The organism is Kineosporia babensis, from assembly GCF_021129305.1.
GTDB classification, from domain to species: domain Bacteria; phylum Actinomycetota; class Actinomycetes; order Actinomycetales; family Kineosporiaceae; genus Kineosporia; species Kineosporia babensis.
The window spans coordinates 1-16033 of the sequence record NZ_JAJOMB010000031.1 but is presented as its reverse complement, the minus strand read 5'-3'; the positions used below and the strand labels follow the sequence as shown (position 1 = coordinate 16033).

The following is a 16033-nucleotide window of genomic DNA, read 5'->3' as shown; positions in this document are numbered from 1 at the left end:
TTCGAGACACCTGTTGAGAACCCCGCTGCACGGCGTAGGTTGGGCCCAACGCAACGGAGCGCGGAGGTGTCATGTCGGACATGCGGAGGTTTGCCCCCAGGGTGCAGGCGTCCTGGCGCCGGAGCGAGGGGTACGGGGTCTCGCCCGAGCGCATCGAGCCGGCCTTCACCGGCAGTGTGGACACCGGCTCGCTGTTCTACGAGTGCGGCCTGGAGGTGCTCACCGGGCTGCAGGCCACGCTGGCCAACGAGCCGCTCAGCCTGATGATCACCGATCCGGACGGGCTGGTGCTGAGCCGGTTGTGCGAGGACGGCTCGATCGTGCGCTCGCTGGACCGGGTGCACCTGGCGCCCGGCTTCTCCTACGGCGAGCGCACCGCGGGTACCAACGGCCTGGGGCTGGCCCTGGCCGATCGCACCGCCACGCTGGTGCAGGGGCACGATCATTTCTGCACCGCCTTGTACGGCTACACCTGCGCGGCCGTGCCGGTGCTCGATCCGATCAGCGGGGACCTGGCCGGCAGCGTCAACCTGACCACCTGGTCGGACCGTTCGTCGGGGTTGCTGCTGGCGCTGGCCCAGGCCGCCGCGGCCAACACCTCAGCGCTGATGATGCTGCGGGCCGGTGGGCATCGTCCGCAGCCGGCTGGGCGGGGAGAGGTGTTCCGGGTGCAGCCGGGCAGCGCGGACCCCTGCGTTTCCGGGGTCTGGCAGGCCGCGTTGCAGGAGGCGCGCACGGCCCTCCAGGCGGGACGGGTTGTGGCGGTGGTGGGAGAGTCGGGCGTGGGTAAGCGAACCCTGGCTACCCAGGCCCGGCAGGAGACCGTCCGCCGCGAACGTATCCTGGCCGCGCGACCCCCGTCCCCTGATGACACCGAAGCCTGGCTCGCGCTGTGGACCCCGGAACTGAACGCAGCCGACACCTGCGTGATCGTCTCGGATGTCGAGGCGCTGGCCACGTGGACGGCCGAGGAGCTCGCCGTATGCCTCAACCGGGCACTGCGGCCGGACCAGCGTCCTCAAGCTTTTATGCTCACTGCCACCGACTACGCGACCATCCCGGAAGCGTTGGCCGTTCTGGTGGACACCGTCGTGGAGGTGCCGCCGCTGCGTTCGCGAGCCGACGACGTCCTGCCAGTGGCGCAGCATGTGGCTCGGGCCGAACGTCACCGGGATGTGGGTTTCACCTCCGCGGCCGCGCGAGCGCTGACCGGGTACCACTGGCCCGGGAACACCCGCGAACTGGTGAAGGTGGTGCGCGAGGCCGCCGCGCGGGCCGATCTGATCGACGTACGGCATCTGCCGCCGGAACTGTTCGCCTCGAGCTCCGGGAGGAAGCTGAGCCGACTGGAGACGCTGGAACGCGACGAGATCATCCGCTGTCTCGCGGAGCCCGGGATGACGTTGGTCCGGGCGGCGGCCCAGCTGGGGATGGGCCGGGCCACGCTCTACCGGAAGATCGCCCAGTACGGTATTCGCTCACCCAGGGCTGAACGGGCCAAGTAGCGCCGCTGCGGTACGTGACCCGTCGGTCCGGACTCTGATTCGTTGCGGACAGAACCGATCCACCCGGCCGAAGGGACGTCATGACCGAGTACACGTCCGGCGACACGCTGCTCGTCGAAGACCTGATGCTGCTCCTGCTGCACGACGAGAAGGGCAACGTGGCCGGTGAGACCGTTGTGAACTACATCCTCGGGGGCGCCCTGCTGGTCGAGCTGAGCCTGCTCGGCCGGGTCGACCAGGAGGAGAAGAAGAGCATGTTCTCCAACCGCAGGATCCTCACCGCCGGTGACGGGCCGCTGCCCGACCCGTTGCTGCAGGAGGCCTTCGACGTGATCGCCGAGAAGCCGCGCAGCGGGATGTCGGTGCTGGAGAAGGTCGGCCGGGGTCTGCCCAAGAAGGTCGCGGCCCGGCTGGTCGAGCGCGGGATGGTGCGCGAGGAGAAGACGAAGATTCTCGGTGTGTTTCCGCGCACCCTGCACCCGGCGGTGAACGACAGCCACGAGAAGGAGGTGCGCCGTGAGATCCGCGCGGTGTTGGCGGACGGGGCCGAGCCGGGCCCGCGCTCGGGTGCGCTGATCGCGCTGCTGTCCGGCAGCGACACGCTCAAGCCCGCGCTGAAGGACATGGACCCGCCCCTGCCCTGGTCGTCCGAGATCCGCAAGCGGGGCAAGGCGATCCAGGACGGGGAGTGGGGCGCCAAGGTGGTCAAGGACGCTGTGGTGACGATCATCGCAGTCATCGCCGCCGGCGCCTCGGCGGGGGCGGCCGGCGGCGCGGCCAGTTCCTAGGATTTGCTGCGCTGTTCCCAGGTGCTGAGGTCCACGTAGTCACGTACTTCGGTGATCAGGCCGTCGTGGACCTCGGCCACCCCGGCACACTCGATCGCGATCTCGCGGCCCTGCGCCGTGAAGAACCGGTCGACGCGTTCCATCCAGACCCGGGGACCGTCCACCGCGAAGGCCGTCACCTCCCAGCTGATCTTCACGTAGGTGGCGGCCTGACCTGCGAACATGCCGCGGATGCCGTCACGGCCGCGGACCGGTGGGTGCGGCATTGCGTAGTGGAAGACGGCGTCCTCGGCGAAGCACTCGCCGGCTCCTTGCGCGTCCCGGTGGTTGATCCGGTCCAGCCATTGGACGATGACGGTCGGCAGGGCGGTGCTCATGGCGGTGACTCTATGTCGTCAGAGCCTCCGCGGCCGCGCCCGGCGCCTCGGGAGCCTCTGCGGTCCCGGTGACCGCCACCGGTCTCGCACCTGCGGCACGTCTCTGGCGTGCAGAGACGTCGTGGTGTTGACTCATAAACGGGCGCAGTTGCGTCCCTTGCCTGTTTTCGCCCGGTGTCGTGCGGCGGGCGGATGCCAGAACGAGCAACTCACGGGCGCCCGGTGCGGTCGGGACCTGCGGCGAGGGGAGACCGTAGTGAACGGTGGGGCGGATGTGAACGGGATGCGGGCCAAGGCTCTGCACGAACTGGCCGACCTGCGCGTCGGCGTCACCGAGAAGGGCTGGGGCGCCCTGGTCTCGCGGGGCACGGTGAGCGCCCAGCGGCTGCGCGAGAGCCCGGTACCGCTGCACGGCGGGGACTTCACCTTCCCCCTGGCGGTGCTGGAGCGCGATGCGCTGGCCCACAACATCGGCGCGATGGCGAACTGGTGTGCCGAACGCGGTATGCGCATCGCCCCGCACGGCAAGACCTACATGTCGCCGGAGATCGCCCACCAGCAGCTGGAGAACGGCGCCTGGGCGATCACCGTGGCCAGCGTCTCGCAGCTGCAGGCCTACCACGCCTACGGAGTGCACCGCTTCGTCGTGGCCAACCAGCTGGCCGACCGGGCGGGCATCACCTGGCTGTCGCGCCGGCTGATGGCCGAGCCCGAGCTGAGCGTCTACGTCAACGTCGACTCTGCCGAGGGCGTGGCCTTCCTGGCCGACGAGCTGACCCACGCCGGGGCCCGCCGTGCCCTGGACGTTCTGGTCGAGCTCGGCCACCCCGGCGGGCGCACCGGCGCGCGCTCGCCCGAGGATGCCCGAGCGGTGGCCGTCGCGGTGGCTGCCCGCCCGGAGCTGCATCTGGCGGGGGTCAGCGGGTACGAGGGCACGCTCGGCCACCACGGCCTCCCGGAGGAGAACACTCGGGTGGCGGGCTGGTGCCACGAACTCGCCGAGCTGGGCGCCAGCTTGTTCGCCGCCGGGCTACTGGCCCCTGGGTACGTGGTTTCCGCCGGGGGTAGCGCTTTTCCCGACGTCGTGGCCTCCACGCTGATGACGGCCGCGGTGGAGGGCGACCCGGTGATAGTGCTGCGCAGTGGTGCCTACGCCATCCACGACGACGGCTTCTACGCCTCCGTCACCCCGGCCGGCCGCGGAGCCGACGGCCCCCTGCTGAGACCGGCCCTGTCGGTCTGGGCCCCCGTGCTGTCCCGCCCCGAACCTGGCTTGGCCTTGCTGCTTCTAGGCCGCCGGGACGCCGGATTCGATGAGGGCCTGCCGCTTCCCCGCGAGGTCCGTCGGCGGGACGGCACGCGATACGCCGCCGAGGGCATGACCGTCACCGCCCTGAACGACCAGCACGCCTTCCTCAGCATCCCCGCCGAGGCGGAGCTGGGCCCGGGTGACCTGGTCCACGTCGGCATCTCGCATCCGTGCACCACGCTGGACAAGTGGCGGGTGATCCCGGTGATCGACGACGAGGAGTACGTGGTCGACCTGATTCACACCTTCTTCTGACCCCTGGGCTCCCAAGCCGCCCAACCGGCTTTACACCGGCATGTCGTAGGTGATCCAGGTGGTGCGGGTGGCGTGCTGGTCGTACTTGCCGCGAGCCCGGTAGTTGTCATCGGCGGTGATCCACCGCACGACGCTCCAGCCCCGCTCTGCAGCGACCGACTTCAGCCCCGCGAGCAAGGCGTCGCCAGCACCCGCACCGCGGGTCTGCGGGTCCACGAAGAGATCGTCGAGGTACCCACCGACCGTGGCGCTGGTGGGCCTGGAGAACCGTCGGAAGTGCATCAGGCCGACGGGACGGCCGTCCGGTCCCGCGACCAGCATGCCCTCGATCTCGTGGGCCGGGTCGAGCAGCCAGGACCAGACCGTGTCGACCTGCTCCGGGGTCTGGTCGAGGCCGTAGAACTCGGCGTACCCGGCGAAGAGCTCCCGCCAGCGTTCGTAGTCGCTTGCTTCGACGGGCCTGAGCTGCCAACTGGTCTGGTGCATGCAGGTGATCATGGCAGACCCGCCAGGGCCGGCGACGGGACCTCCTGGCCGGCGGGCAACCGAGTGGCGGCGAAGTACCCTGCGCAGGGTGCGATGGATTCGGGCGGTATACCTGATCGGGTTCGGCGAGGGAACCCTGGCTCACCTGTTCGACCTGATCACCGGGGGCCTGGCGGCCTACCAGGAGTACGCCCTGCCGTTCCAGGTCTTCTTCCACAGCCTGATCGTGCTCGACCCGCTGGTCGTCGTCCTGATCTGGCAGCGTCGCCGGGCCGGGGCGGTTCTGGCCGCGGTGGTGATGGCCCTCGACATGGCGGCGAACTGGATCGTCTCCTGGCCCGCGGTGACGGCCGATCCGGCGCTCCTGCTCAACCCGATCGGCCTGCCGTCCATCACTCTGTTCGGCGGGTTCGTATTGCTGACCTTCTGGATGTTCCTGCGGCCCAGCGTCTCTGAAACACAGCCCGATCAGGGCAGGCGGTAGAAGCGTTGCGCGGTGCCGGCCAGAACGGCTGCCCGGTCGGCGGTGGACAGTCCGGACAACACCTCGGCCAGTCCGGCGAACACCCGGTCGTACCCGCCCGCGGCCACCGAGATCGGCCAGTCACCGCCGTACATCAGCCGCTGCGGCCCGAAGACCTCAAGAGCACGATCAACAAACGGACGGATGGACGTGGCGGTCCAGGTGTCGGGGGCATCGCCCGGATACAGGCCGGACAGCTTCGCGAACACGGTCGGCCCGGCGGCAGCTTCCGCGATCAGCGTCCACCAGGGCTCAACATCCGAAGCGCCGATGGGTGGCTTGGACAGGTGGTCGATCACGATCCGCAGCTGGGGATGCCGCTCGACCAGGGTGGGCACGTGCCCGAGGTGGCGGGGGAGCACGGCCACGTAGTCGAAGGTGACGCCGGCACGTTCGAGGACGCTGAGGCCTTCGTCCACCTCGGGGCGCAGGATCCAGTCGGGATCGGGCTGGTTGTGGATGAGGTTGCGCACGCCCACCACGCGGGGGTCCTGAAGCAGCTCGGTCAGCCGGGTTTCGGCGATCGCGGGCTGCTCGAGCGGGACGTAGACAACGATCCCGGCGACTTCGGGATGCTGGTCGGCCACTGACAGCATCAGCTGGGTGTCTTCGAAGTTGTCGGCGGACTGGACCAGCACGGTGTGCGTCACGCCGTTACGTTCCAGCGCAGGTTTCAGTTCGGAGAAGGTGAAGGTGCGGTTCCAGAGCGGAGTCTCGGGGCCCAGCCAGGGGTAGTCGGCCCGGTCGAGGTCCCAGACGTGCTGGTGGGCGTCGATGATCACGCAGGGAATCCCTTCGACCAGTAGGTGCCGTGCGGGAACGAGTACTCCAGCACCGAGTCGGGTTTCAGCTCGGCGGAGTAGCCCGGCCGCGCCGGCAGCAGGTAGTGGCCGTCCCTGACGATGCAGGGGTCGGTGAAGTGCTCGTGCAGGTGGTCCACGTACTCGGTGACCCGCTGTTCCAAGGAACCCGACACCGCCACGTAGTCGAACACCGAAAGGTGCTGCACCAATTCGCACAGACCGACTCCACCGGCGTGCGGGCAGACCGGCACCCCGAACTTCTTGGCCATCAGATACACCGCCACGACCTCGTTCACGCTGGCCAGGCGGGCCGCGTCGAGCTGGCAGAAGTCGATCGCCCCGGCCTGGAACAGCTGCTTGAACAGCACCCGGTTCATCCCGTGCTCCCCGGTGGCCACCCCGATCGGCGCCACTGCCCGGCGGATCGCGGCGTGCCCGAGCACATCGTCCGGGCTGGTCGGCTCCTCGATCCACAGCGGCCTGAACCCGGCCAGCGCCTGCACCCACTCGATGGCCTGCGGAACGTCCCAGACCTGGTTCGCGTCGATCATCAGGTGCCGGTCCGGACCGAGGACCTCACGGGCGATCCGAAGCCGACGGACATCGTCCTCCAATGAAGCCCCGACCTTGAGCTTGACGTGCCCGTAGCCGGCCTCCACGGCCTCGGAGCACAGCCGTCGCAGCTTGTCGTCCGAATACCCCAGCCAACCGGCCGAAGTCGTGTAGCAGGGGTAGCCGGTGGCCCGGAGTTCGGCCAGGCGGGAAGCCTTACCGGGAGCCATCTCCTGCAACAGCTCAAGCGCCTCGTCCCGAGTGAGAACGTCACTCAGGTAACGCAGATCGGCCACGTCCACGAGTTCCGCCGGGCTCATCCCGACCAGCAACTGCCACAACGGAACCCCGGCCTCGCGCGCCGCCAGATCCCACACCGCGTTCATCACCGCGGCCATCGCCAGGTGTTCCACACCCTTCTCCGGCCCCAGCCAGCGCAGCTGCGAGTCCGCGCCCAGCTCGCGGTAGATGCCACCCAGATCGCCGGTCACCTCGGCCAGGTCCCGCCCGACCAGCGGCTCGGCCCGACGCTGGGCGGCCAGCACACAGATGTCGTTACCCCGGCCGATGGTGAAGGTGAAACCGTGCCCGCGCAGGCCGTCCACGTCGTCGGTGCGCAGGATGACGTAGGCGGCCGAGTAGTCGCCGTCCTTGTTCATCGCGTCCGAGCCGTCCAGCGACAGCGAGGTGGGGAAGCGCACGTCGTGCACCTCGACGGCGACGATCTTCGTCATTCATCAACCCTTCACAGCACCGACGGTCTCACCACGGATCAGATAACGCTGGGCACCGAGGAACACGGCGAGCAGGGGCAGCATGCCGATCACCGTGGCCAGGGCCAGCTGCGGCATGTAGAGCTTGACGTCCAGCCCGGCCGCCACGGTCGGATTGAACAGCGGGCTGGCGCCGATCAGCTCCTGCAGGCCGATCGAGACGGTCTTGTTCTGCTGGTTCGACGAGAGCAGGGCCAGCGGCAGGAAGAAGTTGGTCCAGTTGGCCACGAAGGCGAAGAAGGCCACCAGCACGCAGGCCTGCTTGGAGATCGGCACCGCGATCCGGGCGAAGATCGAGACCTCGTTCAGCCCGTCCAGCCGGGCCGCCTCCACCAGCTCACCCGGCATGCTGGTCATGAAGTGGATGTAGGACAGGTACACCCCGAACGGGAAGAACCCCATGATCACCACCACCGGCCACAGCTCGCCGATCGCGTTGACCGCGTTCACCTCCAGGAACAGCGGGATCACCAGGACGGTGTTGGGCATCACCATGGTGATCAGGGTGATCATCAGCAGTGCCCGGCGGAACCGGAAGCGCAGCCGGGCCATCGCGTAGCCGGCCGGGATCGCCGCCAGGATGGCCAGCAGCGCGCCCCCCACCGAGACGATGATCGAGTTCTGCATCCACTGCACGAAAAGCCCGCCGGAGGGCCCGAACCCGTTCACCTGCGACCAGCTGTGGCTGACGTTGTCCAGCGAGACGCCGCCCAGACCGAGCCAGCCGCCCTGGCCGGCCGCCACCTGGTCGGCGTCCCGGAAGGCCATCGCGATGAAGCCGATGATCGGGAAGACGAAGAACGAGGCCACGAACAGCATCGTGACCACGCGGGCCAGACGTCCCAGGTTCATCGTTCCTCATCCCCGAACAGCCCGCTGCGAAAGACGATCAGCATCCCGATCCCCAGCGTGATCACCAGCAGGATCAACGACATGGCGGCGGCCGCGGGGAAGTTGTAGTTGCTGAACGCGAACGCATAGCCGAGCTGGGTCGGCGTCCATTGATCGGGTAGGGCGTTGGAGGAAACCTGGTCCAGCAGCTGCGGTTCCAGGAACAGCTGAAAGCCGTAGGCCAGGTTCATCAGGGCGGCGTACCCGATCCACGGGCGGATGATCGGCAGCTTGATGTGCCAGGCCAGCTGCCAGGCGTTCGCGCCGTCGATCGCGGCCGCCTCCAGGGTCTCGTCGGCGATCGAGTTCAGGCCCCCGTTGACCACCACGATCCACGAGCCCACCCCCTGGAAGAACATCATCGCGGCGAGCACGAACGGCAGGTGCCCGGGCGTGGCCACGGCCTGCTTGACCGTGTCCACGCCGAGAACGCCCCAGATCCACTCGATCGGCGACTGCGAGGGGTTGAGCAGGTACACCCACAGCACGAAGTTCGCGATCCCGGCCAGCGCCCCGGGAATGAAGTAGACGAACCGCATCGAGGCGCCGAAACGACCCGGGCTGGCGTGGATCAGCAGGGCCAGGCCGACGATCCCGAGCATCATGATCGGCAGCCAGACCACCAGCACCGCACCGATGTTCAGGAAGGTGTCGACGAAACGGAAGTCGGTGACGACGGTCCGGAAACTGTCCAGACCACCGAAACCGGAGGACGGGTCGAGCGGCGTGGGGGAGCGCTCCAGTGACGTCTTGATCGCGTAACCGATCGGGACGACCCCGGCGATCAGCAGCAGCACCAGGTAGGGCGCCATCAGCGTCCAGGCGCCCAGGGTTTCGGAGGACGCCCGGGTTCGGCGCCCTTGGCTGGGCGCCGCCTGGAGAGGCTTGCTCAGCGTGGTGGTCACTGAACCGTGTACCCCATGGCCTTGGCCTGGTTCACGAGTTCAGTGCTGAACGCCGACCACGCATCGTCCATGCTCTTGCCGTCGACCAGGGCCGGCACCACCGTCTCGGTCCAGACGCTGCCGGTGTTGTAGAGCATGTACGCGTGATCCGGCTGCACGTATCCGATCGCGGCCTTCATCGCCGCGAAAGTCGTCTCGTTGTCGGCGAAGTACTCGCCGGCGGACTGCTTCTCCACCCACGCGTCCTGGGCGCCGCCGTAGGCCGGCAGACCGGTGGAGAGTTCCACCTGCCAGGCCGGGTCGGTGGCCACGAACTCGGCGAAGGTAAGGGTGTTCTCCAGTTGTTTGCCGGTGATGTGGTTGGAAACGCCCCACAGGCCGCCGCCTTCGTTGCCGGTGGCCGGAGCGCTGCCGCCCGCCCACTTCAGCGGCTCGATCGCGGTCATCTCGCCGGCTGGGATCTTCCAGGTCTGGTTGAACAGGTAGTCGCCCCACCAGGCAGCGCCCGGGCTCATCACCAGTTCCTTGCCCACCTCGGCGGCGTCCGCGTCGAAGATGCCCAGGGTGGAAAGGGCCTTGCCGTCGTACATCTCGGCCAGCAGATCCTTGGCCCGCAAGCAGTTGGGGTCGTCGAGGGCGATCTTCACCTCGGTCTCGGACTGCCGTGCGTTGGTCGGGCAGTTGCTGGCCCACAAGTAGCGGTCGGGGGCGTAGGCGTCGCCGGTGAAGCCGCTGATCTTGCCCGGATGTTCCTGGGCGATGGTGACCGCCAGCGACGCGTACTCCTCCCAGGTGGTGGGCAGGTCGTAGTTGTTCTCCGCGAAGAACTTCGCGTTGTACCAGAAGACGTCCGGGGCGGCGTCGTTGCGCAGGCAGCGGATCCGCTCGTCGATGTCGCAGGGCGCCAGCACGGCCGGGTCGTAGCCCTCGATCACCTCGGGCAGAAGCTCGGTAAGGTCTGCGGCCCAGTTGATCTGGGCGCCCGCGGCCCAGGCGATGTCGTCGTTGCTGGGGAAGAAGATCGCGTCCGGCCAGCCCTTGCCCGCCTGGTTGAACTGGGCGAACTGCTGCTGCAAGGTCTTGCCGCCGACCGTGCCGTCGATCTGGTTGATCTCGATCTCGATCTCCGGGTGGGCCTTCTCGAAGGCCTGCGCGGCGGGCACCCGAGGCGGGTCCACCCAGACGGTGATCTTGCCGCCGGAGTCGCTCTGGGCGGGGGCGTCACCGTTGTCGCTGTCACCGCCGCAGGCGGCCAGGCCGGCCGTGGCCAGCGCCGCGATCGCCAGGATCGCCGTACGGGGAGCAAGCTTTCGGGTTCGGGACTTCATCGCTGATGACTCCTTCGGCACTCCACTGTGCACACGGCCCGGCTTGCGCAAACGTTAGATCTGACCTCGGCAGCGGTCAATCGTTTGACGAGATCTGGTTCACAAACCACGGTCGGTGACTGGCCGGGAGAGCCTGATTGCGGACGTCCGCGCTGGTCAGCGGGTCGCTCTCGGTGGGCGGGCGGTGGAGTTGCGCACGATGAGTTGCGGTGGCGGATCAAGGATCACGTCGTCGCGCAGCACGCCGTTCTCGATCCGGTCAAGCACGTTGCGCACCGCCGCCCGGCCCATCGCGTAGAACTGCATCTGCACCGCGGTCAGCGGCGGCCAGGTGTTCTCGGCCGTCCAGGAGTCGTGCACACAGATCACCGACAGGCGCCTGGGCACGGCGATCCGGGCCTGCCGGGCCTCGGCCAGCAGACCGACCGCGGCATTGACGTTGGCCACGACCACCGCGGTCGGAGCCGGCGACAACGTCATCAACCGGCGCAGCGCGGCCCGGCCGTCCGGCGCGAAGTAGCCCAGCCGGGTCTCGTAGCCGCGCGGTACCCGCAGGCCGGCGGCCTTCATCGCGGTGCGGTAGCCGGTGCGCCGGCGCTGCGCGGTGAACGAGCTGGGCAGGCCGTTGACCATGGCGATCCGCTCGTGCCCGAGCTCGATCAGATGCTGCGTGGCGATCCGGGCGCCGGTCACGTCGTCCAGCGCCACTGAACCGACATGGCCGGGATGAGTTTCGTTCAGCAGCACTACCGGCGCCGCCGTGTCCAAGAGATCGCCGATCCCGGCCGCCGGCACTCCGTCCGCCAGCTGCAGAACCATGCCGTCCACCCGGCCCTCACCGATCAGCCGGGCGATCACCTCGCTCACCGGGCTCAGCGCATCCGAGCGCCCCAGCAGCATCGTGTATCCGTGCTCACGCGCCTCGTCCTCCGCACCGTGCATCAGATCGGTGGACAGCGCGTTGGTCAGGTCCGGCAGCACCAGGCCGATCACCTGGGTGCGCGCCGACTTCAGCGCCCGCCCGGCGAAATTCGGCCGATAGCGCAATTCCTCGGCGGCCTCGACGATCCGGCGGCGGGTGGCCTCGCTGATCCGGGCCGCCGGGTGATTGCTGAGAACCCTGGAGACAGAAGAGATGGATACGCCGGCGCGGGCGGCGACGTCCCCCAAGGTGGCCATGCGCCGAACTGTAATCGCGCTGAGGGCTCGCCGGTGGCGCGTGGACAGCGAGGTGCCCGTCCGGCCAGGATTGCGCCCATGGACCGGTGTCTCCTGGGGGCGTATCCGTGAATGACGTGTGGGGGGATACTGCGCTGGCCCTGAGAGTTCGGCGCAGTCTGGGTAAGAAGCACCCCGTCGTGGCGGTTGCCACGGTTGCCCGGGACAACGTGGCCATCAGCGGGTGGGGCGCCGCCGCGGAGGCCGACTTCGAGATCGGCTCGATCAGCAAGGGTGTGACCGGCCTGCTCTACCGTGACGCGGTGGAACGCGGGGTGCTGAAGGGCAGCACCACCCTCGGCGAGCTGCTGCCGCTGGAAAAGAACTGCCCGGTAGCCGGTGTCGAGCTGCAGGCCCTCAGCAAGCATCGTTCCGGCCTGCCCAGTCTGCCGCCCGCCCGGCTGGGCCTGCGCCGTTCGCTGTGGTGGTGGAACGGCAGCAACCCCTACGGCGAAACCCTGGACGAGACGATCGAGCAGGCCGCCGAGGTCAAGGTCGGCAACCCCAGGCCGCGCTACTCCAACTTCGGCTTCGAACTGCTCGGGCACGCCGTGGCCCGGGCCCAGAACACCACCTACCCGCAGCTGGTGCAGGAACGGATTGCGGCGAAACTCGGCCTGAAGTCCTGGTACATCGCGGCGAGCCCGGGCGACCTGCGCCCCACCTCGCTCCTCGGCCACTCCAAGCGCGGCTGGAAGCGGGAGGCCTGGACCGGGGAGTCGCTGGCGCCGGCCGGGGGCATTCGCTCCACCATCCGTGACATGGCTGAGTTCGCCCGGGCGCTGCTGGAAGAGCGCACGGTCGGCCTGGACGCCCTGGACCCGGTGGCTCCGCTGGGCAGTGGGGCCCGGATCGGCGCCGCGTGGATCACCCTGGAGAACAAGGGCCGGGTGATCACCTGGCACAACGGCGGTACCGGGGGCTTTCGTACCTGGCTGGGGATGGACCGGGAGGCGGGCATCGGCGCCGTGATCCTGTCGGCCACCTCGGCCTCGGTGGACGCGGCCGGTTTCCGCCTGCTCGACGAGCACGGCGCCTGAATCCCTCCTGCACTCCCGCTGCCTCGGCCGAGTCAGCAGCGATGCCGGGAAACCGGGTCAGTAGCCGACCACGTCGGGCAGCACGCCCGGGCCCTGGAAGTCGAGGCTCGGGCGTTCCAGGAACACGTTGATCAGCAGCGGTCTGGTCAGGAACGGGTGCACCGGCGCCCAGGTCTGCTCGAAGGCGTCCGAGGTGACGTAATCGCCCAGCTCCTCGGCGGTTTCCCAGAAGACCTGGATCTGGTACTGGGTGGGCTGGTCGGCGCCCTGGGCCACGTCGAAGCGGCGGAAGCCCGGGGCCTGGAAGGCCAGCCGGCGGACCTCGAGCAGAGCGGTCTCGAACCGGGTCTGCTGACCGGGCGTGATGGCCACCTGAACCTGCTGAATGAGCATCTGGTCATGCTAGGGCCGAAGTGGCCCAAAGCCTGTGAACGCGGCCATACAAGTGCGGGCCTCGTCCTTCCGCCAGTCAGCGAGTTGTCGGCACCGGCGAAGCTCGCGTTGCTGATGGCCCTGTTCTCGCGAATGTTGCCCGCGCGAATCAACCGGCGCGCCAGCCTGATCGCCGCCGGCACTCGGTCCGAACCAGCAACGGACGGTGTGGACGCCTCGGGTGCCTACCCGAACGTCCATTGCTACTGAAATTTTTTCACAGCCCCGTCGAGGGTGGTCCGTTCACGAACGGTAATGCCCATCCGGTGCGAAGCGGCCCGAACCGGGCGTCGTGACGGGGCTCTCGGTCACGCCCTGCGGCTACGGGGCCCTCTTCACCTGCGCTTACGCCGGAACGGTTTTCGAAATGGGAGGACGCAGCCCCTGCCCTTCCGGGCAAACATCAGTTACCGTCTACATCCGCTCGGTTACGGACAGCCGGGCGGTCTCCGGACAACACAACGGTCCGGTTACGAAGACGGCAGGAGGCAGCACCATGTCACGCCCGAGCACCCTCACCCCCGCCTGGAGCCCCTGGGGCAGCATCCAGGAGAGCGAGGAACTGGGCGAGGACGGCATCCTGCTCGTACGTACCGCCACCAGCAAGGGGTACTTCATCCCGGGCCAGGCCAACGACAAGGTCTACCCCGCCTGGCGGGTGCGCACCGGCTGGTACGGCCAGGGCGAGCGCGACGGCCACTGGGCCATCGTCGTCATCACCTTCCCCGAACTGTTCCCGCGCCGCACCGTCGAGGCCGCCCACGCCCTGCAGCGTCAGGCCCGCCCGAGCGAGTACCGCACGGCCGTGGCCGAAGGCCAGATCCAGGCCGAGAACCCGGGCGCCGACGTCGTGGCCGATCTCCCCGCAGCCGTCGAGCAAGCCCTCACCTCGGTCACTGCCGCCCCTCAGCTCCCGACCCGCCGCCTACCCCAGCTCGCCCCGGCCTCCGCCCCGAGCACCGGCCCCGCGAAACTGGCCACCGCCTCCGCCGCCGTAGCCGTGCGCCGCACCCCGATCGGCCCCCGCAAGGCCGGCCGGATTGCCACCCAGGTCTGGGGCGAATGGCACGACAGCGTCCCGACCGGCTTCGTCGGAGTGCAGGCCGCCCCCGACGCGGACCCCAACGACCTGACCTGGCACCTGATCCCGGTAGGTGAGTACAACACCCGCCCCGGATTCCGCTTCACGGTCGACCCCGAACGCCACCGCGCCTGGCCCGAGCACCCCTGAACCCTAGGTCGTCCGTAAGACCTTTATCCGCTGGGATTCCCAATGAACTAGTCGCTGGCGGGGCGTGGGACGGGTGGCGTAGGTGGCGCCTCAAGAATGAGGTCTCCGGCCCTGAAGACCTGGACGTTGCTGCCCGCCAGTTTGGTGACCAGCGTCCTCATCAGCGACTCCGCATATTGGCGGGTCAAGTTCGTGCTGACGAAGAGGCGGCCCTTTGGGGTGTCGACCTGGCGAGCTTTGGAGCCCGCCGAGATCGCGGATTTGTTGATCGCGATCGCGTTCTCAATCTGCGCGCTCTCGCGTCCGAGCCGAATAGCGACGATTCGGGCGAGCGCCCGCACGGCCGCGGCGGCCGTCATCGGGTTGCTCGCTCCACTTCCCGCGGTACCCTCGATCGAATAGATCGCGAACTGGCCCTTGACTCTTCGGAGCCTCATTCTCAAGGTCTCCCGGCGATCTTCGCTTGCCGCTCGCTCCACGTACGCCTCGGCGAAGATGGCTAGGAGTTCGTCGTCGAACTTCCGGATCCCGGTGGTCGCCGGCGTGTAGCCCATCCGCTGAGCGACCTGGCCTTCTTTGAGACCGGCGAGCTTCAACCGGAGTCGGCCAATCGTGGTGACGTTCAACGCCTCCAAATGTTTGGTCAGTTCCTGAATGGCTTCGGCATCGTCCGCGGCGTCCTCGGGGAACCGGCTGCGGATCAGCTCGGCCACCATGTAAGGCATCAGCGGTTGCGGGTCCGGGTCATGATCCGGATCTACAGCATCCTCGCCCTCGGCGGCGTAGCCCTCCTGGTCCTCATCGGTGGCCTCCGCTGCCGGGGCAGGCGAGAGTAAGTCGTCGATCTCGTTGAATACTTGGTCCATCAGTCGACGGAGACCGCCGGACTCGACAAAACGCTGATTGATGATGCCCTTCTTGCTGGGGGACAGTTCCCGGTAATCGCTCGACTTGTACTTGACATCGTGCTCGTACTCGGCCCAGGCGTGTCCCGCTACCGTACGAACCTGTATTTCGAGGCCCGGATATTTTTGGAAGAACTTGGCGAGGTTGGAGTACCTCAGCAGCGCGGCGGGATCCTGCGTGCCGGTGATGATGAAGTGATCGCTGTCGTAGCCGTTGTTCTTGGAATGACCGGGATTCTGCATTTCCGAAACGATGCAACGGCGTTCCAGGAGATCGGAGATCTCCTTTCGTGCCCGCTCGGTGAAGACGATGACCCGGGCTGCAACGCAGTCCGTGATCTGACGTTGCGGTTCCGGATACTTCAATTGTCCGGCGGCGTCAATCTTCGCAGCCTTGTCGCTGTACGAATCAAAAGTCTTCGCCCGTGCCTCGATCAGGTGAAACTGAATACTACGGTCGTTGGCCAGATCTTCGAGATACTGCTTGGTCTCGGTGGCTACGTCGGCGAGGAATCGCTGATCTACCGCGTAGTTCAGGACGTGGGGAGCGACGGAGACGTGGCTCAGGGTGTCGGCGTCCGGGCTCGTCCCATGGGTCATGTCCGCAGTTTCGGGCGGCGCTCAAAGTAGCTTGAGAGAACCGGTATTCTGGCGGCTCCAGGTTCTCGGATTTACCCGCACGGCGTACAGACGGCGACGCAGGGTCAAGGCC

The 16033-nt window shown here is 68.0% G+C and carries 16 protein-coding genes; 6 read left to right on the top strand and 10 right to left on the bottom strand.

The features are described from left to right. The first annotated feature begins 71 nt into the window (after positions 1-71). A complete protein-coding gene (locus LR394_RS37170) occupies positions 72-1505 on the top strand; it encodes an AAA-type ATPase lid domain-containing protein (protein WP_407937194.1) in 1434 nt (477 codons plus the stop codon). Positions 1506-1585: 80 nt separating this feature from the next. Then, positions 1586-2293: a GOLPH3/VPS74 family protein gene (locus LR394_RS37165; protein WP_231449395.1), complete on the top strand. Its 708-nt coding sequence runs from the start codon at positions 1586-1588 to the stop codon at positions 2291-2293. Here the strand turns inward: LR394_RS37165 and LR394_RS37160 are convergent. Then, positions 2290-2670 (bottom strand): nuclear transport factor 2 family protein, encoded by a 381-nt coding sequence (locus LR394_RS37160; protein WP_231449394.1) that lies wholly within the window; start codon positions 2668-2670, stop codon positions 2290-2292. The genes LR394_RS37165 and LR394_RS37160 overlap by 4 nt on opposite strands. Positions 2671-2926: 256 nt before the next feature. Here LR394_RS37160 and LR394_RS37155 point away from each other — a divergent pair, with 256 nt between their 5' ends. Next, on the top strand, positions 2927-4234 hold the full coding sequence (locus LR394_RS37155; RefSeq protein WP_231449393.1) for a type III PLP-dependent enzyme domain-containing protein: 1308 nt from the start codon (positions 2927-2929) through the stop codon (positions 4232-4234). A 30-nt stretch (positions 4235-4264) separates the two neighbouring features. Here the strand turns inward: LR394_RS37155 and LR394_RS37150 are convergent, their stop codons facing one another. Continuing rightward, positions 4265-4720 carry a GNAT family N-acetyltransferase gene (locus tag LR394_RS37150; RefSeq protein WP_231449392.1) on the bottom strand — a complete coding sequence of 152 codons (456 nt, stop codon included), beginning with the start codon at positions 4718-4720 and terminating at the stop codon, positions 4265-4267. A gap of 88 nt (positions 4721-4808) precedes the next feature. Here LR394_RS37150 and LR394_RS37145 point away from each other — a divergent pair, with 88 nt between their 5' ends. Next, positions 4809-5204, top strand: a complete 396-nt coding sequence (locus LR394_RS37145; RefSeq protein WP_231449391.1) for a hypothetical protein — start codon at positions 4809-4811, stop codon at positions 5202-5204. On the opposite strand, the gene LR394_RS37140 is transcribed toward LR394_RS37145, so the two are convergent. The 6 genes from LR394_RS37140 to LR394_RS37115 all read right to left on the bottom strand — a co-directional run bounded on the left by LR394_RS37140 (position 5189) and on the right by LR394_RS37115 (position 11674). Further along, positions 5189-6025: an amidohydrolase family protein gene (locus LR394_RS37140; RefSeq protein ID WP_231449390.1), complete on the bottom strand. Its 837-nt coding sequence runs from the start codon at positions 6023-6025 to the stop codon at positions 5189-5191. The two genes, LR394_RS37145 and LR394_RS37140, sit on opposite strands and share 16 nt — an antisense overlap. Beyond that, on the bottom strand, positions 6022-7332 hold the full coding sequence (locus tag LR394_RS37135) for an L-fuconate dehydratase (protein WP_231449389.1): 1311 nt from the start codon (positions 7330-7332) through the stop codon (positions 6022-6024). Before LR394_RS37135 ends, LR394_RS37140 begins: the two co-directional genes overlap by 4 nt. 3 nt (positions 7333-7335) lie before the next feature. Beyond that, positions 7336-8223, bottom strand: coding sequence for a carbohydrate ABC transporter permease (locus LR394_RS37130; RefSeq protein WP_231449388.1), 888 nt, complete (start codon positions 8221-8223; stop codon positions 7336-7338). Then, on the bottom strand, positions 8220-9167 hold the full coding sequence (locus tag LR394_RS37125; protein ID WP_231449387.1) for a carbohydrate ABC transporter permease: 948 nt from the start codon (positions 9165-9167) through the stop codon (positions 8220-8222). The genes LR394_RS37130 and LR394_RS37125 overlap by 4 nt, the downstream gene beginning before the upstream one ends. Beyond that, positions 9164-10495 carry an ABC transporter substrate-binding protein gene (locus LR394_RS37120; RefSeq protein ID WP_231449386.1) on the bottom strand — a complete coding sequence of 444 codons (1332 nt, stop codon included), beginning with the start codon at positions 10493-10495 and terminating at the stop codon, positions 9164-9166. Before LR394_RS37120 ends, LR394_RS37125 begins: the two co-directional genes overlap by 4 nt. Positions 10496-10651: 156 nt before the next feature. Further along, a complete protein-coding gene (locus LR394_RS37115; protein WP_231449385.1) occupies positions 10652-11674 on the bottom strand; it encodes a LacI family DNA-binding transcriptional regulator in 1023 nt (340 codons plus the stop codon). A gap of 107 nt (positions 11675-11781) precedes the next feature. On the opposite strand from LR394_RS37115, the gene LR394_RS37110 reads away from it, so the two are divergent. Further along, positions 11782-12753, top strand: a complete 972-nt coding sequence (locus LR394_RS37110) for a serine hydrolase domain-containing protein (RefSeq protein WP_231449384.1) — start codon at positions 11782-11784, stop codon at positions 12751-12753. Between the two features lie 57 nt (positions 12754-12810). Here the strand turns inward: LR394_RS37110 and LR394_RS37105 are convergent, their stop codons facing one another. Beyond that, positions 12811-13146, bottom strand: coding sequence for an antibiotic biosynthesis monooxygenase family protein (locus LR394_RS37105; RefSeq protein ID WP_231449383.1), 336 nt, complete (start codon positions 13144-13146; stop codon positions 12811-12813). A 535-nt stretch (positions 13147-13681) separates the two neighbouring features. Here LR394_RS37105 and LR394_RS37100 point away from each other — a divergent pair. After that, complete coding sequence (locus LR394_RS37100; RefSeq protein WP_231449382.1) at positions 13682-14416, top strand: DUF7007 domain-containing protein; 735 nt, start codon at positions 13682-13684, stop codon at positions 14414-14416. 47 nt (positions 14417-14463) lie between these two features. Here the strand turns inward: LR394_RS37100 and LR394_RS37095 are convergent, their stop codons facing one another. Next, positions 14464-15921 (bottom strand): RelA/SpoT domain-containing protein, encoded by a 1458-nt coding sequence (locus LR394_RS37095; RefSeq protein ID WP_231449381.1) that lies wholly within the window; start codon positions 15919-15921, stop codon positions 14464-14466. Positions 15922-16033 lie beyond the last annotated feature (112 nt).